Below are 20,301 nucleotides of genomic sequence, written 5' to 3'. Positions count from 1 at the left end.
ATGTCAGAAGTTGAGGTTAAGGCCCACATTAACAGTCCTCACCAAAGGGTAGGGTTCGGTGTTGGTGTCACCCGTGGAGGTGTTCTCAGGGTCGATACCAGGATACATTTTTTTCCAGGTGAAAAGGTTATTCGCGTTTACATAGATCCGGCAGGAGCTGATTCCGAGCCTCTTCAAAATACCTTCTTCGAACCGGTAGCCTACTTCGGCATTCTTGATCCGCACGTAGCTTACGTCCGCCAGCCAGTAGGACGACCCTACGTTGTTCGGACCACCATTAACGGAAAAACGTGGAAATTTGATCGGTAACCCGGAAGCATATCGTTCCGCCGTCCAGCTTTCATTCATATAGCTTGCCGAGCCTTCCGGTGGAGCTTCTCCGTAACCTGTTCCGCGCTGGAACCGGGTGTAGTAATGCGACACATTGCCAACACCCTGAAATAGGACTGAGAAATCAAACCCTTTGTAATTCAAGCCCAGCGACGCGCCGAATGTCTTTTCAGGCAGGTTGGAATACCCGATCGGAACTGCGTCGAAATCGTTGACGATGCCGTCGCCATTGTAATCCTGGTATTTAATATCACCGGGCTGGATTTTGTTATTGGAATAGGAATAGATTGGACGAGAAGGGTCATTGACCTCATCCCAGGTATTGTAAAGTCCCTGGGCGATCAGGCCGAAATTCTGCCCGAGCCGTTGCCCTGTGCGGTTTTGATAGGCGTAAACATTGGGCACCTCGTCCCTGAAAAGCACTTTGTTGCGGGCGAAACTGTAATTGGCGCCGATGCGGTAACCAAGCTGGCCAATATTGCCCGAATAATTAATATCCGCTTCAAAGCCCTTGTTCTCCATTTTACCCAAATTGCTGGCTGGCTGCGACAACCCCGAAATGGACGAGATCGATTGGCGGGCTGCCAGGATATCGCTGCGCTCCTCGCTGAAAAGATCGGCGGTGAATTTGATGCGGTCCTTCCAGAAAAAAGCCTCGATTCCTACATTCTGCTTCACGGCACGCTCCCAGGTTACATCCGGATTGCCGGTAGCATCCTCCCGTATTCCGGTAAAACCTGTGTAAGTTGATCCGACATTACCGAAATAGTACATGTTCTGCACACTGGAATAGCTGGTCGGCCGGTACAAAAAGCGTGTGCCCCCGATATTATCATTACCCACCTCTCCATACGAGCCCCTGATTTTCAAGAAGGTAACTACTTCGTTTTTTGGAAAAAACGATTCCTGGCTGGCTACCCATCCCAAGGAGTAGGCTGGAAAAAAGCCGAACCGCTTTCCGGGTGCAAAGTTTTCCGTTCCGTTATAACCGATATTCACTTCTGCCAGATACCGGCCTCCGTAATCATAGGTAACCCGGCCTACAAAGCTCTGGTAACCTTTCGGAACCAGGAATGCGAGTGTGGGATCGAAGGTTTTTTGCTGATTATAAAGTGCCAGCGCGGTGAGGCTGTGTTTTCCGAAGCTCTTTTTGTAGTCGATGCCGAATTCGGCGGTCACCCTGCGGTTATAACGGCCTGTCTGGTTAAATCCGAACTGGGCGTCGGTCGTCGACGGCACATAATTGATCGTTCCGTCAGGCAGCCGTGTCGCCAGGTAGGTAATGAGCGTTTTTGTGTTGACGATCTGCTGATCGTTGTAAGTCTGCACGGCGACGTTTCCGTGTGTGGAAAGCCCGTCGAGCACGAATCCAAGATCGTAGTCAAGGCGGAAATTTCCGTTCAGATAGTTACGGTAAGACCTTTTGAGCCCGCCGGCCAGATTCGGGTAAAGCAGGGATACATAGGGATTGTTGCGCGAGCCGGTAAAGATGTTGACCACTTTGCCATCGACAATACCCGGCGTTTCCAACGGGCTGGCGCGAAATACGTCGCCTACAACCCGCTCCGTATTGGTGCCGTTATTGCCGCTGCGCGTCTCGGTCTGCGAAGAAAGGTCTAGCGACATTTTCAACCGTTTGGTCAGGTCAAAATTGAAGTTGGAGCGAATATTATACCTTCTGAAAATGGATTGAGGCGAAAAGGCGTCGGTAATATCTTTCGTATCCTTAAAAAGCCCTTCCTGATTGAAAAGCCCGGCTGAAACAAAATAACGGACTTTTTGCGTACCCCCGCTGATGCTCACATTGTGCTGGGATTGCTTCGAGACTTTTTTGAACATGACATCGGGCCAGTTGACATTCGGATGGAATACCGGATCCTTTCCATTACGGTACAACTCGATGTCCTCGGACGTGTACTTGGGTGTATATACGTTGCCATTTACGTATGTGTCCGCCTGCAAAGCTTCATTGAAATGCGTGGCGTAATCAGCGCTGTTCATCATCTTCCGCATGTCGGTAAATGAGTTAAAACCCTGATTGAAGGTGTAGCTGATTTTGGGCGGGCCCACCTTACCCCTCTTGGTGGTAATGATCAGTACCCCGTTTGCACCACGAATCCCGTAAACAGCCGTCGAGGAAGCATCTTTCAGGATTGTTACCGATTCTATTTCGTTCGGATCGATATTGTTGTAATTGTCTACCTGAATACCATCCACGAGTGTCAGCGGGTCGGTGTTTCCGGAGAAAGTACCAACGCCCCGGATGCGAATCTTGGAACCATCATTCCCTGGCTCGCCGCCCGACTGGGTTGCAAACAAGCCGGGCATGCGTCCTACAAGAGAGTTACTGATATTGGCTACCGGCGACTGGATCAACTCCTTGGTACCGATCGTCGAAATGGCTCCCGTAGCGTTGATCTTTTTCTGCGTGCCAAACCCCACTACGATTACCTCGTCGAGCGACTTGTTGTCCGAAACCATCGTCACCTTTATTTCGCCAAGGTTTTTCAAGGCGATCTCCTGTTTTTCGTAACCTACAAAGCTGAAAATCAACACAGAGCCTTCACCAGGCACCTCAATGGAAAACTTGCCGTCCGCATTGGTCGTTGTGCCTTTCTGGGTTCCCTTGATGACGATGTTAACGCCCGGCAGGCCTTCTCCGGTAACCTCATCGGTTACTTTACCGCTGACGGTCGTCTCTGCCAGCGGCTTGGCGATTCCGGCCGGGTTCAAGCTGTTTTCCTGCCGTGGTAACATCATCAGATTACTGCTTTCCCAGACGATCGTCTTCCCGGCTTGCGGCTCTTCTGCACCGTTTTTGATGTTTTTACTGGGAAGGATTGTGTAGCCGCCGCCTTTCAGTTTCTTATACTTCAGATGCAGGGGCGGCAGGATCCGTTTCAGGATATTTTCGACATTGTCGTGCTCATCAATGGGAAAAGGCAAATTTTTTCCCTCGATGAGCTCACGCTGATATACGAAGTTTACCTTGTGAATGGATTCCAGTTTGTTGAGGAGCAGGATCATACTCTCTGCCTCCTGCTCTCCCTGAACGGGAAGCCCGCTTTCCAGCATCTCCGTGGAAGGCGGCCGGGAAGCCGCCTTGGAAAAATCCCCCGGACAGATCAGAATGGATATGGAGAATAATGGGAAAAGTATTTTCATAGTCAAAACAATGATTGGGTGATTTTGTATCGCATGCAACTGTCAAACAGGCGACCTTCCCGCATTTCCCGTTTTCCTATGATTTTTTTTCGATTTATTTTAACTAAACCCTTTTCACCTGAAAAGATAACTATTCCCGTCCTTTTCTATTTCCAGATCCAGGATCGTCGCAAGGTTTGTCACAAAATCATCTGTCGATTGAAGGCTGAGCTTTCCTTCCAGTTTTTTGCTTAGGAAAGCAGTATCTGCAAAGCTTACCCGTATTCCATAATTGTCCAGAAGCATTTCAGTAATTTCGCCAACCGGCTTTCCGTCGAGCACGATCGTGGATTCTTTCCAGGAATCATAAAGTTCCGTACGCACCGGCCGGAGTCGGATCGGCTGTTTGCGTTCGGAAACGATCGCCATATCCCCGGGCTTCATCACCACCGCAGGCGCATGGGCAGCATGCAGCTTCACTTTTCCCTCATGCAGGACAACCCTGGTGTTTTGCCGCCTTGCGTTTACATTGAATTCCGTACCCAGCACTTCTACCTGTGCTTCCGGTGTATGGACGATAAACTTCGCACCGTTGCGTTTGGCGATATCAAAATAAGCTTCGCCCTCCAACCAAACTTCGCGCACCGCATTGTCAGCGAGATCTTTTCCGATTGTTATTTCTGAATTTGCATTGAGCGTAACGTGTGATCCGTCATCGAGTGTGATCGTACGGATCTCCCCGTAAGCCGTGCGTAAATGCGAAGGCCGCATGCTCCACCAGGCGATGCCTGCCGAAACAACCAAAAGCGAGACCGAGGCAGCGATCAGGTAATAGGGCCGGTTCCACCAGCCTTTTTTTGTCTCCGTTTCTGCAATATCATTCCATATCCGGCTCCTGAGCCGGTCGAGATCTGCCTGGGAAGGCGAGCTTTCCTTAAAATGAATGTTTCTGATATAGTTTCCTGTTGGATCCTGTTCTTCCATATGCTGTGGTGAGATATCAAATACGTAAAAACAAGTTGCTTAAATGTAGAACGTATTTGTTTGTCTTTTTTCCCGTTTCGAAATGAATATTTAATACAGGGCTGCGAGGTAACCCATCAACGCGACAATTGTCACATTGATGAAAACCCACTCGCGGTCAAACCGTTCAGCCACGGAGGTCCGTAGCGCGGACAATGCGACATGAATGGTGTTGTAAACGCTTTTCATCGTAATATTCATCACTTCCGCGGCCTGGCTGTACGTGAGTCCTTTCATGAAAACCAGGTATAAAATCTCGCGTTGGCGTTTGGGAAGCCGGTTGAGCTCAGCAATGACGATTTGCCGCTGATGGTCTAATGTCTGCTGCTCTACCAGTTCTGTCTCATAGGATTCCACCAGAAATTCCGCGCTCTCAAAAATATACGCCTGAGAATCCAGCTTTTTAAGCCTGACCAGCGCGTCGGTAAGTCTCCTGCGGAGCGCCCGGTACATATAAAACCTGATGTTGTCGGTCGGACCAATCCGTTGGCGGCTATTGTAAATGTGCAGGAACAATTCATGCAGGCAGTCTTCGACCAGTTGCTTATTTCGGACCAGATTATATCCATAGCGGTAAAGGTCGGCTGAAAACAACTCATAAATACGTGAAAATGCTTCCGGGTCACCGGAGCGAAATTCATCCCACAATAATAGATTTTCTTGTGAAGTCAGCCTGTCCCGAACCATCTGGCGAAATGATTAGCCTCAAAAATTGACCTGTACTACTTTTCAATAGGAATATTTTACTAAGACTGCTTATCAGGTGTTCTACCCTTAACTATTGAAAATTGTACTTGTCAGGTTTACATTTAACGGTATTCAGACCAATACATCCATTACAGGTGGTTGATAGAAATGCCCGCATCCATCAATCCCTTGATATAGCCGATCCCGAAAAGGTTGCCCTTCATTTCGTAACCAAAATGTTCATTACTTTCACCGGCCATTGTCGGTACGTGGTCTGAGCGTAATGGCCCGTCGAATCCAATGTCATAATAAGTCCTCATCAGTTTGAACATATCGGTTGGCCCGTTGTCGTGAAAAGTTTCACGGAAGTTTTCGGGCGTGCCTCTCACGTCACGGATGTGCACAAAAAAGATCTTTTTCGCCCTACCGAATTCGCGGATCAGCTCATGCACATTTTCATTCATCGTCGTATAGGTCCCCTGGCAAAAGGTGAGGCCATGCGAGCTGCTATCCGACAGCGAAAGTGCTTTCCGGATCGCGTCAGCGGAGGTAAGTATGCGGCTGATCCCATGCAACGGGCTGATCGGCGGGTCATCGGGATGCAGTGCCATTCTTACGCCGTTGGCCTCGGCAACCGGCATAACCTGTTCGATAAACCAGTGATAGTTTTCCCAAATTTGGCTCTCGCTGAAAGTTCCGTATTTTGAAACGGGTTCGGTTATCGCTTTTTCCATTGAAAAGCCACTCACGACCGCTCCGCCCCTCTCAGGCAGATTAACATCGGTGCGATACCAGCCGGTGGCCATGAAATTGTAACAAAGCAGCCCAACGCCCAACCTGCCCATGTTTTCCAGCATTCGCTGGTAACGCTCGATGTCCCTTTCACGTCCCGGCAACCCCAGCTTGATCCGGATCATATCAAACTGATCGCCTTCCAACCCGGTCAGTTGAAAGCCGTTCGATTCAAAAATATCTTTTGAACGGGCAAATGAATCGTAGTCGTCTATTGCCGCATTGCCCGTAAGCTCAGGTGCAAGCTTGGCAATAGCATAATCAATGCCCATCTGGCGGCACAACTGCCATTTTTCATCAGGGGTATTTCCAAAAAATAAGAATGAAAGAAACATGCTTTTGTCGGTTTGCTCCACTTAAAAATACCCTCCCCTTTCCGTAATGGTTTGAATGGATTCGCCATTGTGGACCCAGCCGAATATTTGCTTTTCATTCTCCCGGATCTCCTCTGCCCGTAAAAGGACCTCGTAGGCAATGTCGCGCGGAACAATGAGCACACCGTCGATGTCACCCAGTACTACATCTCCCGGTTTGATCGTTACGTCATCGATCTGGATCACTGTTTGAAAATGGGTGATCAGGCAGCGTCCCAGGCTTCCGTTTGAGATCCGGTATTTATAAAAAACAGGAAAATCCGCTTCCAGTATCTGATGCGTGTCGCGTATCCCGCCATCGAGGCAAGCAGCCTTGATCCCTTTATTTTTGGCTGTCGCCGTCATCACCCCTCCCCACATCGTCGCCTGCTCGTCCTTGCTCGAATCCCATACCACAAACGCATTCTCGTGCATGGCATCCAGCATTTGAGTGCGAAACTCCATTTCTCCTGTGATCTTCGCATTCGGCGCACTTTTGACAGTGAACGCCAGACCCGCGACGGTGCGGTATTCGCGTAACGGGACGATCCTGTTGGGAAGTGCCTGATGCAGCAGGCAGAATTCGCGCAAAACATCATTGACGGCCCCTGTGTAGAGTTGCTCGAAACGTGACAATAATTCCTGATCGGGGATTGGAAACGGCTTGTCGGAAATCGTTTCCCGCTCGGCAATAAACCGTTCCAGGTTCATCATCCCTACTTCTTTCCGATATTGCTCAGACCCGGATTGGGTTCCGTTTGTATGATTTTCAGTGTTCATATAGCTATTCGTTTATTTTTTTAATTTCATTTTCAAACCCCTGCATTAGACAAAAAACCTCCGTCCACCGGCACAATAATGCCAGTTACGAAGCCGGCAGCCTCATCATTGATAAGCCAGTTCATGCAACCCAGCAGCTCCGCAGCTTCGCCGAAACGTCTTTGAGGTGTGTGATTCAATACATTTTCAGCGCGGGCCGTTTGAGATCCATCCGCATTGAACATGATCTTGCGGCTGCGGTCATTCAGAAAGAATCCGGGGGCAATGGCATTGACGCGAATGTTGGCCGGTGCCAGGTAGGCTGCAAGCCACTGGGTAAAATTAGCGATACCGGCCTTGGCGATTCCGTAAGCACCTACCTTGGTAAGCGGGCGGAAACTGTTCATGGACGCGATATTGATGATCACTCCGTGTTTTTGCCGGGCCATCCCTTTTCCGAAAACAAAGCTCGGCAGTACCGTTCCCATTGTATTGACGTCGATGACGCTTTGGAAGACCCGCATATTCAAATTAAAAAACCCTTTCACAGACTGATCGTCGAGTAATTCCCTTTCGTCGAATTCGGTCGTGTTGGTAAGCGCTTCCATCTGGTTGCCGCCCGCACCGTTGATCAACACCGAGCATATGCCCAGTTCCTTTTCTACAATTTCCCTGGCAGCACGTACGGAATCTTCATTGGCCACGTCCGTACTTACCGAAATGGCCGTACCACCCGCCTCGATAATTTGATTTTCGACTATTTTCAGCTTGTCCAGGCTTCGTCCCAGCAATGCAACGCGGTACTTCTGTCGCGCAAGGTCACGGGCCATCTCCGAACAGAGCGTCCCTCCTGCCCCGGTCACTACCGCTACTTTTTGAATGTCCATATCTGTTATTTTTTGATCCAGTTTTTAATGTTGTAGTAACTGATATTGCTGACCAGTTCGCCCAGGAATCCGGGGTCATCCGGTAGCTTGCCTTCTTCGGCCCACGTGCCGATCAGATTGCAAACTATGCGACGATAATACTCGTGGCGACTGAAAGAAAGGATGCTGCGCGAGTCGGTCGTGAAACCGATACTTGCGCTCAGCAGCCCGTAAGAACTCAGTGTTACTAATTGCTGGACAATCCCCTCATAGTGGTCGTTATACCACCACGCTGGCCCGAACTGTACTTTTCCCCGCACGCCATCTTCTGAAAACGAGCCGGTAAGGGAAGCAAAAACCGCATTATCCGCCGGGTTTAAAGTATAAAGGATGGTTTTAGGCAGTGAGTTCTGCACGTCCAGATCGTCGAGCAACCGGCTGACCGAATGCACGTCTACTGCGTTTCCAATGCTCGCGTAGCCGCCCGCCGGGCCCAGCTTATTGCGAAGCGTGGTGCTTGTAAAGCGGTTTGCGCCGATGTGCAGCTGCATTTTCCATTGCCGCCTGGCGTACTGCTGTCCCAGAAAATGCAGCAAATTCGATTGCAGCGCTACCAGATCTTCCGTATCCAGACTTTCTTGCCTGATAACCCTGGCAAAAAGATTATCAGCCACTGATTCGCCGGTGGAAACATATCTGAACCCGGCATCCAGCGAATGATCGGACAATAGACAGCCCTGGCGATCCAGGAAATCGAGCCGGTTAATGATTGCATCTTTGTAAGCGTCAAGCCCCGTGATCTCAATCTGGCTGACCTGCTGCAATTGAACGGTCCAGTGTCTGTCAAAGGCAAGGATACTATCACCCCGGAGCGACGGCAGGCAGCTTACACCCACGTCGGCGCCGGCGAGTAGGGAATGATTGGCCAGATCATCCAGCAAGTCGTCTGATGTACAGAGCGTTTCGACATTGAACTTTTTCAATATATCCAGCGCTCCAAAGCCTTCGCTTGCCAGCACTTCATTGGCCCTTTCCCAGATTTGGCGCGCATTGGAGGGTGTAAGCAACTCGTTAATGCCAAAAACCCGCTGCAATTCCATGCAAGACCAGTGAAAAAGCGGGTTCCCTACTGTTTGCATCATGCATTCGGCCCAGGCCAGAAATTTATCGTAATCAGAGGCTTCACTGCCGGTAATGAATGCTTCGGCTATGCCGTAGATGCGCATTGCCCGGTGTTTGTAAGGATCATTCTTGACCCAAACCTGGTAAATGTTGGTAAAATGCGTGTTGGCCGCAAGCGGAGCCGGATCAATATGATTGTGAAAATCAATGATCGGAAGCCGTTCGGCGGTGTCATGGAAAAGCGCCCTGGCGGTCGGGTTTGTTAATAGGAAATCTGCTGTGATCATAAGAGCTACTTCAAAGTTATCAGCGACTTATCCGCAATCAGTACCGGCGCGTCATAAACGGGCACTTTGCTGAAAATCATCTTATTATCGGTCTTTTTCCACTGCGATGGCGGGATTTCATAAACGCCTCCGCTAATGATGTCTACATAAACAGGCTGATCGATGTCGGCATTCAGAAAGGTGAATGTGATGTTTCTGATATTGTTGGTATTGGCCGGAATAGCCTCGTCGGACCATATTGTAAAAAGCTGTTTGCCGGTCTTTGCATGCGCGTAGCCATAAACCGAAATGCTTCTGTCCGTGCTTTTGGAATATTTAACTTCACCGGCTTCCGTTTTTGCATTGCCGTTGAAAGTCGGGTGCAGGTTTTTGATACGAACCAGCGTATGATCGAATACGGCGGTAACGTGTTGCATGGCGAAATAAGCCATTTTGGGACGTATCGCCCTTTTTGACGAGTCCGATTCAATCAGTCCTTTTACATTCAGTTTCTTGATCGGACCGGCCGTAACGGCGTAGTTTATATCGATTATGCCGAGGATACTACTCATCATGTCGTGGCCGAGATCACCCAGCATCCTTCTGGTATTCCATTTGGCCTGCGACAATTCGCTCCATTCATAATCGCCTAACGCCCCACGCCCGCCCCCGGAGAACGACGGCGCGCCATTTTCACCCTGGCGCAGCTTTACGTTGGGCGCATATTTGTCGAGCAGTTGCCGCAGTTGACCTACATGATCGTAATTGGAATCGGGGTTGTAGACATAATCATGATAGGTCATATTGTCGAACAGGTTCAATTTGCCTTTATCCTGGATGTATTTGAAAAAAGCGTCGGCATATTTTAAGTCGATATGCCCCATCGCCAGACCGGAAATGCGCGCTTGCGGCTGGATTCGTTTGATGATTACTGCCGTCCTGATGTTCAGGTCGGCGACTTTTTCGGCGGTGTTAATCTCATTATCGCCAAAATTAGGCTCGTTCCAGACTTCCCAATCGACTACTTTGTCTTTGTAACGCGTTACCAGCGCGGCGACCCATTTGTCCCAGGCTGCAAGTGCCTCGGGAGAGCTGGGGATACCGGCGCTCAGGTTCACACCGCCGCCACCCGGGTAGATAGGATTGCCATAGGAAGTTTCCAGCCATGGTTGAAAGCCGCGTCGGGCCGCGTCGTCGATGATCTTGTCAAGCCACGCCCAATCATACTGCCCTTTCACTTTCTCGGTCTTGGCCCATCCGGCCTGCATTCGGAGCATTTTGATGCCGAGCGGCGCGATGTACTCCTTGTACTGTTCATAGTCGGTCATATCCCTGTCCAGGGTTTCGCAGCCCAGTATCCAGTTTGACGCAACGATCTCGCCGGTGCTTCTGGGTTTGAGCTGCCCGATCTTGCGCAGGGGAATGCCCGTTTCGACAGTTGCATTCTGCGCCTGTGAAGATGCGCCACAGGTAAAGCAGATGAATGCGATTAAAAGACTTAATACTCTCATATACAATTATTAAACAAGTAAATCACTCAGCTGCGATCAGCCCTTTGCCCTCTCCCACGCCAGTAAAACACCCCGGCGCCAATGATACAGATCACCCCGGAGCCGATGGCGAGTTTGCCGCTCAGGTTCGCCGCCGACGGAAAGCCCATGAAAATGAACATGCTTCCGGTAACCAGAAAGGCGAATGCGTAGAGCATCATCAAGCCGGTAATGACCGCAGAATCACTCGCTCCGCTTACTGCCGGCGCAGGACTTGCCAGCTTTTGAAAAAACCGGCTGACCCTGTTGACATACTCCCTGTCTTTTGAAAGGAATAAACCTGAGGCAAGGAATACCGCTATACAGACCACGATTTCAATAAAAGTGGCCATTTCCCAGCTGATTTGCGGGTTCAGGTTCAAAGCAATACCCGTGGCAATTCCAATGACCAAAGTTGCGATAGCTCCCCAGGGCTGCGGCCGCCAGAAGACAATCCCCATAATGACGGGAATTATCATGGGAATCGAAAAAATACCCGTCAAGTACTGGTTGGCCTTGAATGCCCCTCCAAACCGGCCTACATAAAGTGCTCCGACGGTGACGATCAAACCAACCGCCAAAGTCATGATACGGGCAACCCAGAGCGTTTCTCTTGGAGTGGAATCGGCCCGGAAGAGCCGCTGGTAAATGTCGCGGGTGAGCACGCTGGCTGTCACATTGTATTCGGCGCTGAGAACAGACATCGTGGCGGCAAACATTGCTGAGAGCATGAGTCCCATGATCCCTTGCGGCAGCAGTTTCAAACAAAGTGCCACATAAGCCATTTCTGGGTTTTCCAGTTCGGGCAGGATCACCCTTGCTGCCACTGCCGGGAAAAGGAATATCACAGGAAATATCAAAAACAATATTGCTGAAAGCCATCCGATTTTCTTGCCGTCTTCTTCGGTTTTTGCGCTGTAAAACCGTTGTATGAAAGTCCAGTTGCCGTTGTATTTGATGATAATCAGGATGTAGTAGACGAAGACGAAAAACGGCGTGCCTTTTTTGCCGTTCAAAAACTGCATATTGTCGGGGATCACCTCCTGCATGTGCGAGATACCTCCGGCTGCATGATAAGCAAGCGGAACGAGTATCAATGTCGAGAAGAACAGGATGACAAACTGCACTACATCCGTGACAATAACCGCCCAGAACCCGCCTATTACAGTATAAACGGCCACCACCAGGCCACAGAAGATGACTGCCGTTTCAAAGGGTATGCCCGAGGCTGCGGTTACAAATATGCCGATCGAATAAAGTTTGAGCATGTCGTCGAGTACTTTCAGCAGCACCCCGCTCCATGAAAATATTTGCCGGATGGATGCATTGAAGCGCGTTTCCAGGTACTCCACCGGACTGATGATCCCGGCCCTTTTCCAGAGTTTGGCATAAACAAAAACCGCCAGCACGGAAGGAAATATCGTGCTCCATATCAACGTAATGGCCACCAGGCCATCCGAATAAGCGATTCCGGCATAGGCTACGAAAACAAACGAGCTGAATTTGGTCATAAAATTACTAATGCCCCCCGCCAGCCACGAAATGCCGCTTCCGCCCTTGAAATAGTCACCGATATTCTTGATGTACCGCCCCAGAAAAATGCCTATCCCCGACATCAGAACCATGTAGACGATGATGGTAACATAGTCCAGGGTATGGAGTTTGTTCATATTGGTTTTGTTAAATAGCTATTTAAGTGCTTGTTGATATTGCATTAACCTTTGGCCCGTCAATTTGGCATTTCTTAGTATCTTTAATAAGTTGTGTTAAAACTACATTACACGTATGTTAAAGGAGCAGGTAATCAGCCAAATTGATACACTTTCAATCGAGGAACTCATGCTCATTTATGGGTATATCGAATTACTAAAAGGTCGTCCACAACTACCGTCAGGAACGAATAAAGCCCATTTGCAAGTAAGAGAGGCCTTAGCAGGTTTGAAAAGTGGTCTATCCAATGATATTCTGGCCTCACGGGAAGAAAGAATATGAATCTTTTTTTTGACACATCTGCGTTGGTCAAATACTATCTCTTACGGTTAATTAAGTAGCATTCCTTCCGCAATTACTACTGGGTAATCTGGAACTGGGATGTCTTTGAAGGTCGTCTTTCTGCCCTGAATGGTCCAGTTTTCTTCTGGGATCGCGTAAATCTCTCCTGTGATTAAATCTGCCAGGACAGGTTGTTTAAAAATCCCCGCAACACTCACGTTAATCAGCCGGGCCGTATAGCTTTCGGCTGGCCTGGCTTCACCACTCCACACTGTGATAAGGTGAGCTTCTTTACCCTGTTTGTAATGAAAGGCGTAGATGTTTTCTTGATTCAACTCCGGCTGGTCCTTCTGCAAACTGAGCTGATCATCAAAAAGTGAAAAGACGCGCTGGGCGGCAAAGAATGCCATTTTAGGACGATCGATCGTTTTGTCGGCATTGGTTTTCAAGATCCCTTTGGTATTAATTCCTACCATATGATCACCAGGCGCGTAATGAATATCGCTGATGGTGAACAGGTTGGTCGCGATTCCGCGGCCGTGGTCGCCCAGCATTCTGCGCAGGTCCCATTTGGCTTGTGTAAGCTCTGTCCAATCCTGGTCACGCAATGCGCCGATCGTCACTTCCTTAGGCGTTGAAGGTGCCCCATTCTCTCCTTGCATGAAGACGATCGAGGGTTTGTAGCGCCAAACCAATTCGCGCAGCTTTTCGATTTTTGGGTAAGACTCATCGGGATTGTACGCGTAACCATGGTAGGTAAGCAAATCGACGTATTGCAACCCGTCGTTCTCTTTGAGATAATCCATAAAGTCTTTCATGAAATCAAAGCGTGTGACGCTGGCCATTCCAAGGGCAATGAGCCTGGCATTCGGCTGGACGGACTTGACGATCCTGGCCGTGCGCAGGTAAAATGCGCCGATTTCCCGGCCGGTATGCTGGGGATTCAGGTCTGGTTCGTTCCATATTTCCCATTCAGGAACCTGCTCCTTATAGCGCGTCACGATGGCCCGCACCCAGTTATCCCACGCTTTCAATGCCTCCGGGGACGTTGGAATGTGACCTGCCAGCTTCGCCTCGCCCCCGCCCTCATAAATCGGATTTCCGTACGAGAGCTCCACCCACGGATACACCCCTCGTGATGCCGCATCGGGAATCACCGCATCCAGCCATTTAAAATCATAAATCCCTTTTACTTTCTCACATTTGGACCAGCCCCCTTGCAAACGTATCCGCTTCGCTCCTAACGGTCCCAGCCAGGTTCTATAAGACTGATAATCGGTATAGTCCCGGTCGAGTGTCTCGCCGCCGATCGACCAGCTGCTGTGCCGTATTTGTTTGGCATCGCGGGTTTGAAGTTTACCCAGAACCTCCCAAGGGTAAGCCGCAGTTGTACCGCCGCCGCTAACCGGGACGATGAAAACGCTTCTGGTCCCATCAGACAAGCCATTAAAAACCACATATTTCCCCGTGTAATCCCAGGCAGGATGTGCATCGATGCGAAACTCTCCTTCGGCTTTGGAAAGAAAAATACTGGCGAGTTTCTGCTCCGCACCTGTCTGGGTATTCAGCAAGCGGATAGGTACCGTACCGTCACCGGCCGTGACCATTTCACCCGGATAGGCGTCGGTCACAATCAGCGGCATTCCTTTGGGGTGGTAAGAAGGGTGTCCGGAGCCCGGTTGAAAAACCGTTTTCAAATTGCTGCCGTCGTACCGGGCGGTGATCAGTTCCAGTCCGGGTTTGCCTTCCAGTTCCAGGTTCATGGAAATATGATCGCCGTCGGGCATCCAGTTCACGTGATGCCCGCCCTTTGCCCATTGCTCGGGCGTGATAGCGGTTTTCAGATCAGACCCGTCGGCGTTCATAGTGATTACGGCCCTCTTTCTAGCACCGCCGCCGACCGGCGACCATTGAACCGTTGTCAGCAGCCGCGTTCCCTGAGGATTCCATTTAACCTGAAAACAATAATACTCGTAGTCCTGCGGATTTGATATGGCAATGGAAGGGACCGACTTTTCATAAATATCCCGGATCGAAACCAGTAGTTTTGACTTACCCGAATCGGTATCAGTAATAAAAATGCCGTCGTCCCCGGGAATGCCGACATTTCGCGCAGCCAGCTCTTTGGGAATAATCACCCCGTAGCCGATCTGGGCGTACCGGGATTTGATCAGGTTATGACTAGCCAGTTTTTTGCCGTCGCGCGACGCCATAAATACAGTCCCTTCCAGCCGCCTCAACGCGCCCGTAAGCGGGTTCAATTTGACCGCAAATGCCTTCCAGGTGCCCGTATCGACGTCATTGAAATACAATTCCTCATCGCTGGCGCCCCATTGCACCTGCGCCCCGAGCTGTATTTCCCAACCGCGGGAAGTAGCCACAATGCGCTCGACGCCAGATGTCAAGTCAACCAGCACAACCTCGCCGGCATCACCGGGTATAGGTGTATGATCCTCATAGGGCATACGGAACAAGGCCACGAATTTACCAGATGGGCTGACAGGCGAAGTATCAAAAAAGCGGTGGATGATCCTGCCGGATGCGATCTTTTTTACGCCGTTGTCTGCTTTTAAGTCGGGCGTTTGAGCCCGACTATCATTTATATTTGCCATGGCCAGCATTGCCGTCATGATCAACCATTTCATGTATGTGAATTTCATCTGTTACCACATTTAAATTACTGTTTCTCTATCCGCGATGAGCACCGGCGAATCGTAAACATGGCCTTTCATTTAAGGTCCACGCAAAGAGAAACCTTGAATTCACGTCAATATCCCGGATTCTGGGTCAGTTTCTTGTTCAGTTCAAGTTCTCGTAGCGGAACCGGGTACAGATTCTGAAAAGGTTTGGCCGGATGGCCCTTGGCAGTCATAACCGGCACAAAGCGGTCGGTCCGTTTCAGGTCGAACCAGCGCTGGCTTTCGAAAGCGAATTCCACGCGGCGCTCATTCTCCAGGGCGAGCCGCAGATCGGCTTGCGTGCCCGCGGTCAGATCCGGCAATCCGGCGCGTTTACGCACCTGATTGATCAGCGGTAATGCGGCGGCTGGCTGATTTTGCTCGTTCAAGGTTTCGGCATACATCAGCAGCACGTCGGCATAGCGAAGTACGGGGTAATCCACGTCCGATTCGCCACGGATAATGCCCGTTTGAATGAATTTGACCGGATAAGGTTCGTTGATGACGACCCCGCCCGTGTTCGTGTAGGACGTTGCTATGGATGCCGTTTTTCTAACATCACCCTTCTCATATGCTGCAATCAGGTCGGCGGTCGGCTTGTTGACCCCGTCGCCCGGCCCGCCGGACACACCAAAATCTGGTGATGCCGCGCCAAAAGGCGTCCACAGGGTATAAAATCCTCCGCCCTGCCCAATTTGCCCGCCTTTGTTCTGCACAGCTAAGATCACCTCCTTGTTGTTGGCAAACGAAGTCGATGCGGAAAACACATCGGCATAGCTGGCCATCAGACGGTGTGCATTTGAATCGATCACTTCTTTCAGCTTTGCGGCTGCGGGCGCATATTTCTTTTGTGTTAGTAAGACCTTACCCAGCAGCGCCTTTGCCGCCCATTTGGAAGCACGCCCCGCGTTAGCTGCGGTGATTGTTGCTGGAAGTTTCTCTTCGGCCACAGCCAGGTCGGCTTCGATGAGCGCGTACACGTCCGACGCCGGTGAGCGTTGAATATCGGCAGTCGCGTACGGATCGCCAATCTCGGTCGTGATCAGTTGCACATCGCCGAATAGCTGCACCAGATTGAAATAAAACATAGCACGCAGAAACCGGGCTTCACCTTCGTATTGCGCTTTCAGTCCGGCATCAAATTCAGCATCACCGATCCGGTCCAAAATCCCGTTTGCACGTGCGATTCCCTGGTAGTGCCCAAGCCATGCATCGCGGAAATAGGTGTTTGAAAGGGAATAGTTCAAATCTTCAATTTCAAAACCAATCGCGCTGACCGGCGTACGCGTATAGCCATATTCGGTATTGTCGGTTGAAACTTCCCCCAGCCAGATCAGCGAGCCACCGCCTGTACCGTACAATCCGGCATGCTTGAATGTCGCGTAGGTACCGATCACGGCGGTATTGTAGTCGGCCGGTGTTTTGTAAAAATTGGCCACGGTGCGTTCGGTTTCCGGCAAAACGGAGAGGAAATCGCTGCAAGCGCTGAGCCAGAAGGCCAGAATGGCTAAACTTATATGTCTTATTTTCATGATAATCCGGTTATGAATTTCAGAATGAGAGGTTAATGCCTAGTGTGAATGACCGTGCGATGGGATAATTTCCAAAGTCGGAGCGCGAGGCGAGCAGATTGTCGTTGGAAACGCTTACTTCCGGGTCATATCCGCGATAACCGGTGAACGTGAACAGGTTTGTACCGGTCGCATATATACGCACATTCTGCAAGCCCACGCGCTGCGTCAGGCTTTGCGGCAGCATATACGCGAGTGTTACGGTGCGGATTCTCAAATAGGAGCCGTTGAAAAGATACTGCGAGCTGTAAACGGTGTTGGTGTTCTTACCGCCCCTGATCGTCCTGCCGAACCTTCCGTCACCTGGCTGCTCGGGAGAAATCCAGCGGTTATCATAAACATATTTGGTGTTGTTCTGCACCCCGGCATTGTTGATCATGAACGTGCCGTCGTAGATCTGGTAACCGACCATCCCATTGGTAGCAATATCCAGGCTGAGGTTTTTATAGGTAAAAGTGTTGTTAAACCCGAAAAAGTATTTGGCATGCGAGCTGCCGATCACCTCCCGGTCGTTGTCGTTGATCACGCCGTTGCCATCGATATCCTTCCACTTCACATCGCCGGGTTTGGCCAGTGGCTGCGCTTTGTACTCAGCCACTTCCTGCGCAGTCTGGAAAATACCCAACTGGCGACGACCAAAGAAAACACCGATCGGGCTTCCCACCTGTGTTACGTGCGTGTTGGCAACCTGTCCGTTTGCACTGCTGAAAATACGTTCGGCATCCGTACTCATGGCCAGCACTTTGTTTCGGTTGAAGGTAATGTTGGAATTGGTGGTCCATTTGAATGCCCCGGCCGTATTGCGGGTCATTAATGCCAGTTCGAGACCCTTGTTCTGCACTTCTCCCAGGTTAACCACTGCGTTGGTCAATCCGGTTGCTCCGGGTGTGGATATGTTAAAAAGCATATTGGTATTCCGCTTGTCATAAACATCGGCCGTAAGGTTAACTCTGCCGTCGAGCAGGGAAAGGTCCAGGCCCAGATCAAGCTGTTTCATCGATTCCCAGCCCAGCTGTCCGTTTGAAAACGAGCTGCGTGCCAGCCCGGGCGTAAGCGCATCGCCGATGATGTAATTGGCATTGGTAAGCTGACCAATCGCGCGGTAATTACCGATCGCATTGTTGCCTGTGAGGCCGTAGCTTGCCCGCAGTTTGAGATCGGTGACAAAATGCTGGGACTTCATAAATGCTTCCTCTGAGACCCGCCAGCCCACCGAGGCGGAAGGGAAAGTACCCCAGCGGTTGTTCTCGCCAAAACGGGATGATCCGTCGCGGCGAAGCGTCGCCGTAATCAGGTACCGGTCGTTGAATGTGTAGTTGGCCCTGGCCAGCAGCGATAAAATGGTATAATCCTGAATGTTCTCTGTTCCGCTGTTGACTGTGCCGCCATTAATGTTGGGGATCAGGTTATCGGGGAAATTAATAGCATTGGCAGTGATCACATCGCCTGTTTCGCGCTGTGCTGTAAAGCCGCCTACCAGATCGACCATGTGCTTCCCAAATGTCTTTTTATAACTTAATGTGTTTTCGTTCAACCAGTTGATATTCTCTGAGCGGGTAGCCGTCGCAGAGGCGATGCCGATCGGTGCCGATGTACTTAGTGTAGATGGTATCCAGATCTGATTTTTTGAATAATTCAGATCGGCCCCGAACGTTGTCCGGAATTTGAGATCGCCTGAGATCGCAAATTCGGCGTAAGTGTTACCCAACAGTCTGAACTGAGATGAAGGGTTTTTGTATTCGTTAGCGATTTTAACCGGACTCTGAAAGCCCGCGGAGCCCTCCGGCGCTGGTATTTCATTGCCATATGATCCGTCTGGCCGGTATATGGGTACGTGTGGCGAAATGCCCATGGCGGTTTGAATGATACCGAATCCTCCGTAGTGTCCCGAAAAAGGCAGGTTGTCCTGGGATGTGAGGCTTGGCAGCAGGCTCACGCCCACGGTAAGGCGTTTTGAAACTTTGGCATCGGCATTGGCACGGAAGCTATACCGTTTCAATCCCGTATTAATAATTATACCCTTTTGATTGAAGTAACCTGCCGAAACGGCATAACGTACATTTTCATTTCCTCCTGAGGCAGCCACCTGTATATTGCTAATGGACGCATTGCGGAAGATCGCATCCTGCCAGTCGGTGCCTTCTCCCAATACTGCCGGATCCTGCAAATCCACGGGAATGCGAAATGTTGCGGGCCGGACGCTATTGGGATCTGTTATTTTACCGGTTGCGACATTGTCGAGATAGCCATTATTACGACCGTCTATCGTGAATCTTGCAAACTCTTCGGCATTCATCATTTCAATTTTGCGGCCCAGTTGTTGAAATCCCGTGTAGGCATCGACCTGTATCTGCGCTTTTCCGGATTTGCCGCGCTTGGTCGTCACGATAATGACGCCATTAGAGCCTCTGGACCCATAAATTGCAGTGGCCGAAGCATCTTTGAGCACATCGATGCTTTCAATATCGTTGGGACTGATCGTGTTCAATGGATTTCCTACTCCCGCGCCGGAAACCGGAAAGCCGTCGATCACAAAAAGAGGCTCATTACCACCGGATATCGACCCTATTCCTCTAATCAGGATATTGGTGTTGCTGCCCGGCGCGCCGGACGAGCTTGATATCTGAAGTCCGGCCACCTGTCCCTGCAAAGCCTGATCGAAACCCGATACCGGCGTTTTGACAATGTCCTTGGCTGCAATGGATGAGATGGCCCCTGTTAAATCCTTCTTTTCCTGCGTGCCATAACCGACCACCACCACTTCGCGAAGTGATTTGTTATCCTCGACGAGCGTTAGGTTGATTTGGGTGCGATCGCCCACTGCAATTTCCTGACTTACATATCCCACGTATGAAAACACCAGCATAGAGGCCGGTCCCGATGCGGCAATTGAAAACTCGCCGTCAACATTCGAAGAAGTGCCTTTTTGCGTGCCTTTCAATACGACACTCACGCCGGGCAACTTCGCGCCATTTTCATCAGAAATCCTGCCGGTGATCGTTTGGGCGAAAACCGAATCGGTCAGCAGCAGAAGACAAATACCAAGCCACCAAACCGGCTTGCTGGTAAAGATTGTTTCCATAGGGTTATTGGATTATACTTCAACAATAGTAAATAATACTTCAACAATGCAATATTAATAAACAAATTTATTTCACACACAGTTTTTGTATAATAAATTTATTTTGA

General features: G+C 50.2%; 13 protein-coding genes. 1 reads left to right on the top strand and 12 read right to left on the bottom strand.

All coding sequences use genetic code 11. From position 1 onward, the window contains the following. Window positions 1-3: 3 nt before the first annotated feature. From LZD49_RS04425 to LZD49_RS04385, 9 genes are all read right to left on the bottom strand, one after another. Window positions 4-3,495 (bottom strand): TonB-dependent receptor, encoded by a 3,492-nt coding sequence (locus tag LZD49_RS04425; RefSeq protein WP_234666110.1) that lies wholly within the window; start codon window positions 3,493-3,495, stop codon window positions 4-6. 114 nt (window positions 3,496-3,609) lie between these two features. Beyond that, complete coding sequence (locus LZD49_RS04420) at window positions 3,610-4,458, bottom strand: FecR family protein (protein WP_234666109.1); 849 nt, start codon at window positions 4,456-4,458, stop codon at window positions 3,610-3,612. Between the two features lie 90 nt (window positions 4,459-4,548). Continuing rightward, on the bottom strand, window positions 4,549-5,184 hold the full coding sequence (locus tag LZD49_RS04415; RefSeq protein WP_234666108.1) for an RNA polymerase sigma factor: 636 nt from the start codon (window positions 5,182-5,184) through the stop codon (window positions 4,549-4,551). Between the two features lie 149 nt (window positions 5,185-5,333). Then, window positions 5,334-6,311 (bottom strand): mannonate dehydratase, encoded by a 978-nt coding sequence (locus LZD49_RS04410; RefSeq protein ID WP_234666107.1) that lies wholly within the window; start codon window positions 6,309-6,311, stop codon window positions 5,334-5,336. Between the two features lie 21 nt (window positions 6,312-6,332). Beyond that, window positions 6,333-7,109, bottom strand: a complete 777-nt coding sequence (locus LZD49_RS04405; RefSeq protein ID WP_234666106.1) for an RraA family protein — start codon at window positions 7,107-7,109, stop codon at window positions 6,333-6,335. A 32-nt stretch (window positions 7,110-7,141) separates the two neighbouring features. Beyond that, a complete protein-coding gene (locus tag LZD49_RS04400) occupies window positions 7,142-7,975 on the bottom strand; it encodes an SDR family NAD(P)-dependent oxidoreductase (protein WP_234666105.1) in 834 nt (277 codons plus the stop codon). Between the two features lie 5 nt (window positions 7,976-7,980). Beyond that, complete coding sequence (uxaC, locus tag LZD49_RS04395; protein WP_234666104.1) at window positions 7,981-9,363, bottom strand: glucuronate isomerase; 1,383 nt, start codon at window positions 9,361-9,363, stop codon at window positions 7,981-7,983. Window positions 9,364-9,368: 5 nt separating this feature from the next. Further along, complete coding sequence (locus tag LZD49_RS04390; protein WP_234666103.1) at window positions 9,369-10,853, bottom strand: GH39 family glycosyl hydrolase; 1,485 nt, start codon at window positions 10,851-10,853, stop codon at window positions 9,369-9,371. Between the two features lie 26 nt (window positions 10,854-10,879). Further along, window positions 10,880-12,541, bottom strand: coding sequence for a sodium:solute symporter family protein (locus LZD49_RS04385; RefSeq protein ID WP_234666102.1), 1,662 nt, complete (start codon window positions 12,539-12,541; stop codon window positions 10,880-10,882). A gap of 115 nt (window positions 12,542-12,656) precedes the next feature. On the opposite strand from LZD49_RS04385, the gene LZD49_RS04380 reads away from it, so the two are divergent. Next, complete coding sequence (locus tag LZD49_RS04380; RefSeq protein WP_234666101.1) at window positions 12,657-12,863, top strand: hypothetical protein; 207 nt, start codon at window positions 12,657-12,659, stop codon at window positions 12,861-12,863. Between the two features lie 47 nt (window positions 12,864-12,910). On the opposite strand, the gene LZD49_RS04375 is transcribed toward LZD49_RS04380, so the two are convergent. The 3 genes from LZD49_RS04375 to LZD49_RS04365 all read right to left on the bottom strand — a co-directional run bounded on the left by LZD49_RS04375 (window position 12,911) and on the right by LZD49_RS04365 (window position 20,194). Beyond that, window positions 12,911-15,523: a GH39 family glycosyl hydrolase gene (locus LZD49_RS04375; protein WP_234666100.1), complete on the bottom strand. Its 2,613-nt coding sequence runs from the start codon at window positions 15,521-15,523 to the stop codon at window positions 12,911-12,913. Between the two features lie 107 nt (window positions 15,524-15,630). Beyond that, window positions 15,631-17,073, bottom strand: a complete 1,443-nt coding sequence (locus LZD49_RS04370) for a RagB/SusD family nutrient uptake outer membrane protein (protein ID WP_234666099.1) — start codon at window positions 17,071-17,073, stop codon at window positions 15,631-15,633. A gap of 19 nt (window positions 17,074-17,092) precedes the next feature. Further along, entirely contained in the window at window positions 17,093-20,194 is a 3,102-nt protein-coding gene (locus LZD49_RS04365; RefSeq protein ID WP_234666098.1) for a TonB-dependent receptor, read from the bottom strand. Between the last annotated feature and the right edge of the window lie 107 nt (window positions 20,195-20,301).

It is taken from the genome of Dyadobacter sp. CY261 (genome assembly GCF_021440085.1).
Classification (GTDB): domain Bacteria; phylum Bacteroidota; class Bacteroidia; order Cytophagales; family Spirosomataceae; genus Dyadobacter.
This window is presented reverse-complemented; position numbering and strand designations above follow the sequence as displayed.

Bases quoted from the DNA above. Each gene is read 5' to 3' on its own strand.
- LZD49_RS04425 (WP_234666110.1), bottom strand. From the start codon at position 3,495: ATGAAAATACTTTTCCCATTATTCTCCATATCCATTCTGATCTGTCCG.
- LZD49_RS04400 (WP_234666105.1), bottom strand. From the start codon at position 7,975: ATGGACATTCAAAAAGTAGCGGTAGTGACCGGGGCAGGAGGGACGCTC.
- uxaC (WP_234666104.1), bottom strand. From the start codon at position 9,363: ATGATCACAGCAGATTTCCTATTAACAAACCCGACCGCCAGGGCGCTT.
- LZD49_RS04365 (WP_234666098.1), bottom strand. From the start codon at position 20,194: ATGGAAACAATCTTTACCAGCAAGCCGGTTTGGTGGCTTGGTATTTGT.
- LZD49_RS04415 (WP_234666108.1), bottom strand. From the start codon at position 5,184: ATGGTTCGGGACAGGCTGACTTCACAAGAAAATCTATTATTGTGGGAT.
- LZD49_RS04410 (WP_234666107.1), bottom strand. From the start codon at position 6,311: ATGTTTCTTTCATTCTTATTTTTTGGAAATACCCCTGATGAAAAATGG.
- LZD49_RS04380 (WP_234666101.1), top strand. From the start codon at position 12,657: ATGTTAAAGGAGCAGGTAATCAGCCAAATTGATACACTTTCAATCGAG.
- LZD49_RS04370 (WP_234666099.1), bottom strand. From the start codon at position 17,073: ATGAAAATAAGACATATAAGTTTAGCCATTCTGGCCTTCTGGCTCAGC.
- LZD49_RS04420 (WP_234666109.1), bottom strand. From the start codon at position 4,458: ATGGAAGAACAGGATCCAACAGGAAACTATATCAGAAACATTCATTTT.
- LZD49_RS04390 (WP_234666103.1), bottom strand. From the start codon at position 10,853: ATGAGAGTATTAAGTCTTTTAATCGCATTCATCTGCTTTACCTGTGGC.
- LZD49_RS04385 (WP_234666102.1), bottom strand. From the start codon at position 12,541: ATGAACAAACTCCATACCCTGGACTATGTTACCATCATCGTCTACATG.
- LZD49_RS04405 (WP_234666106.1), bottom strand. From the start codon at position 7,109: ATGAACACTGAAAATCATACAAACGGAACCCAATCCGGGTCTGAGCAA.
- LZD49_RS04375 (WP_234666100.1), bottom strand. From the start codon at position 15,523: ATGAAATTCACATACATGAAATGGTTGATCATGACGGCAATGCTGGCC.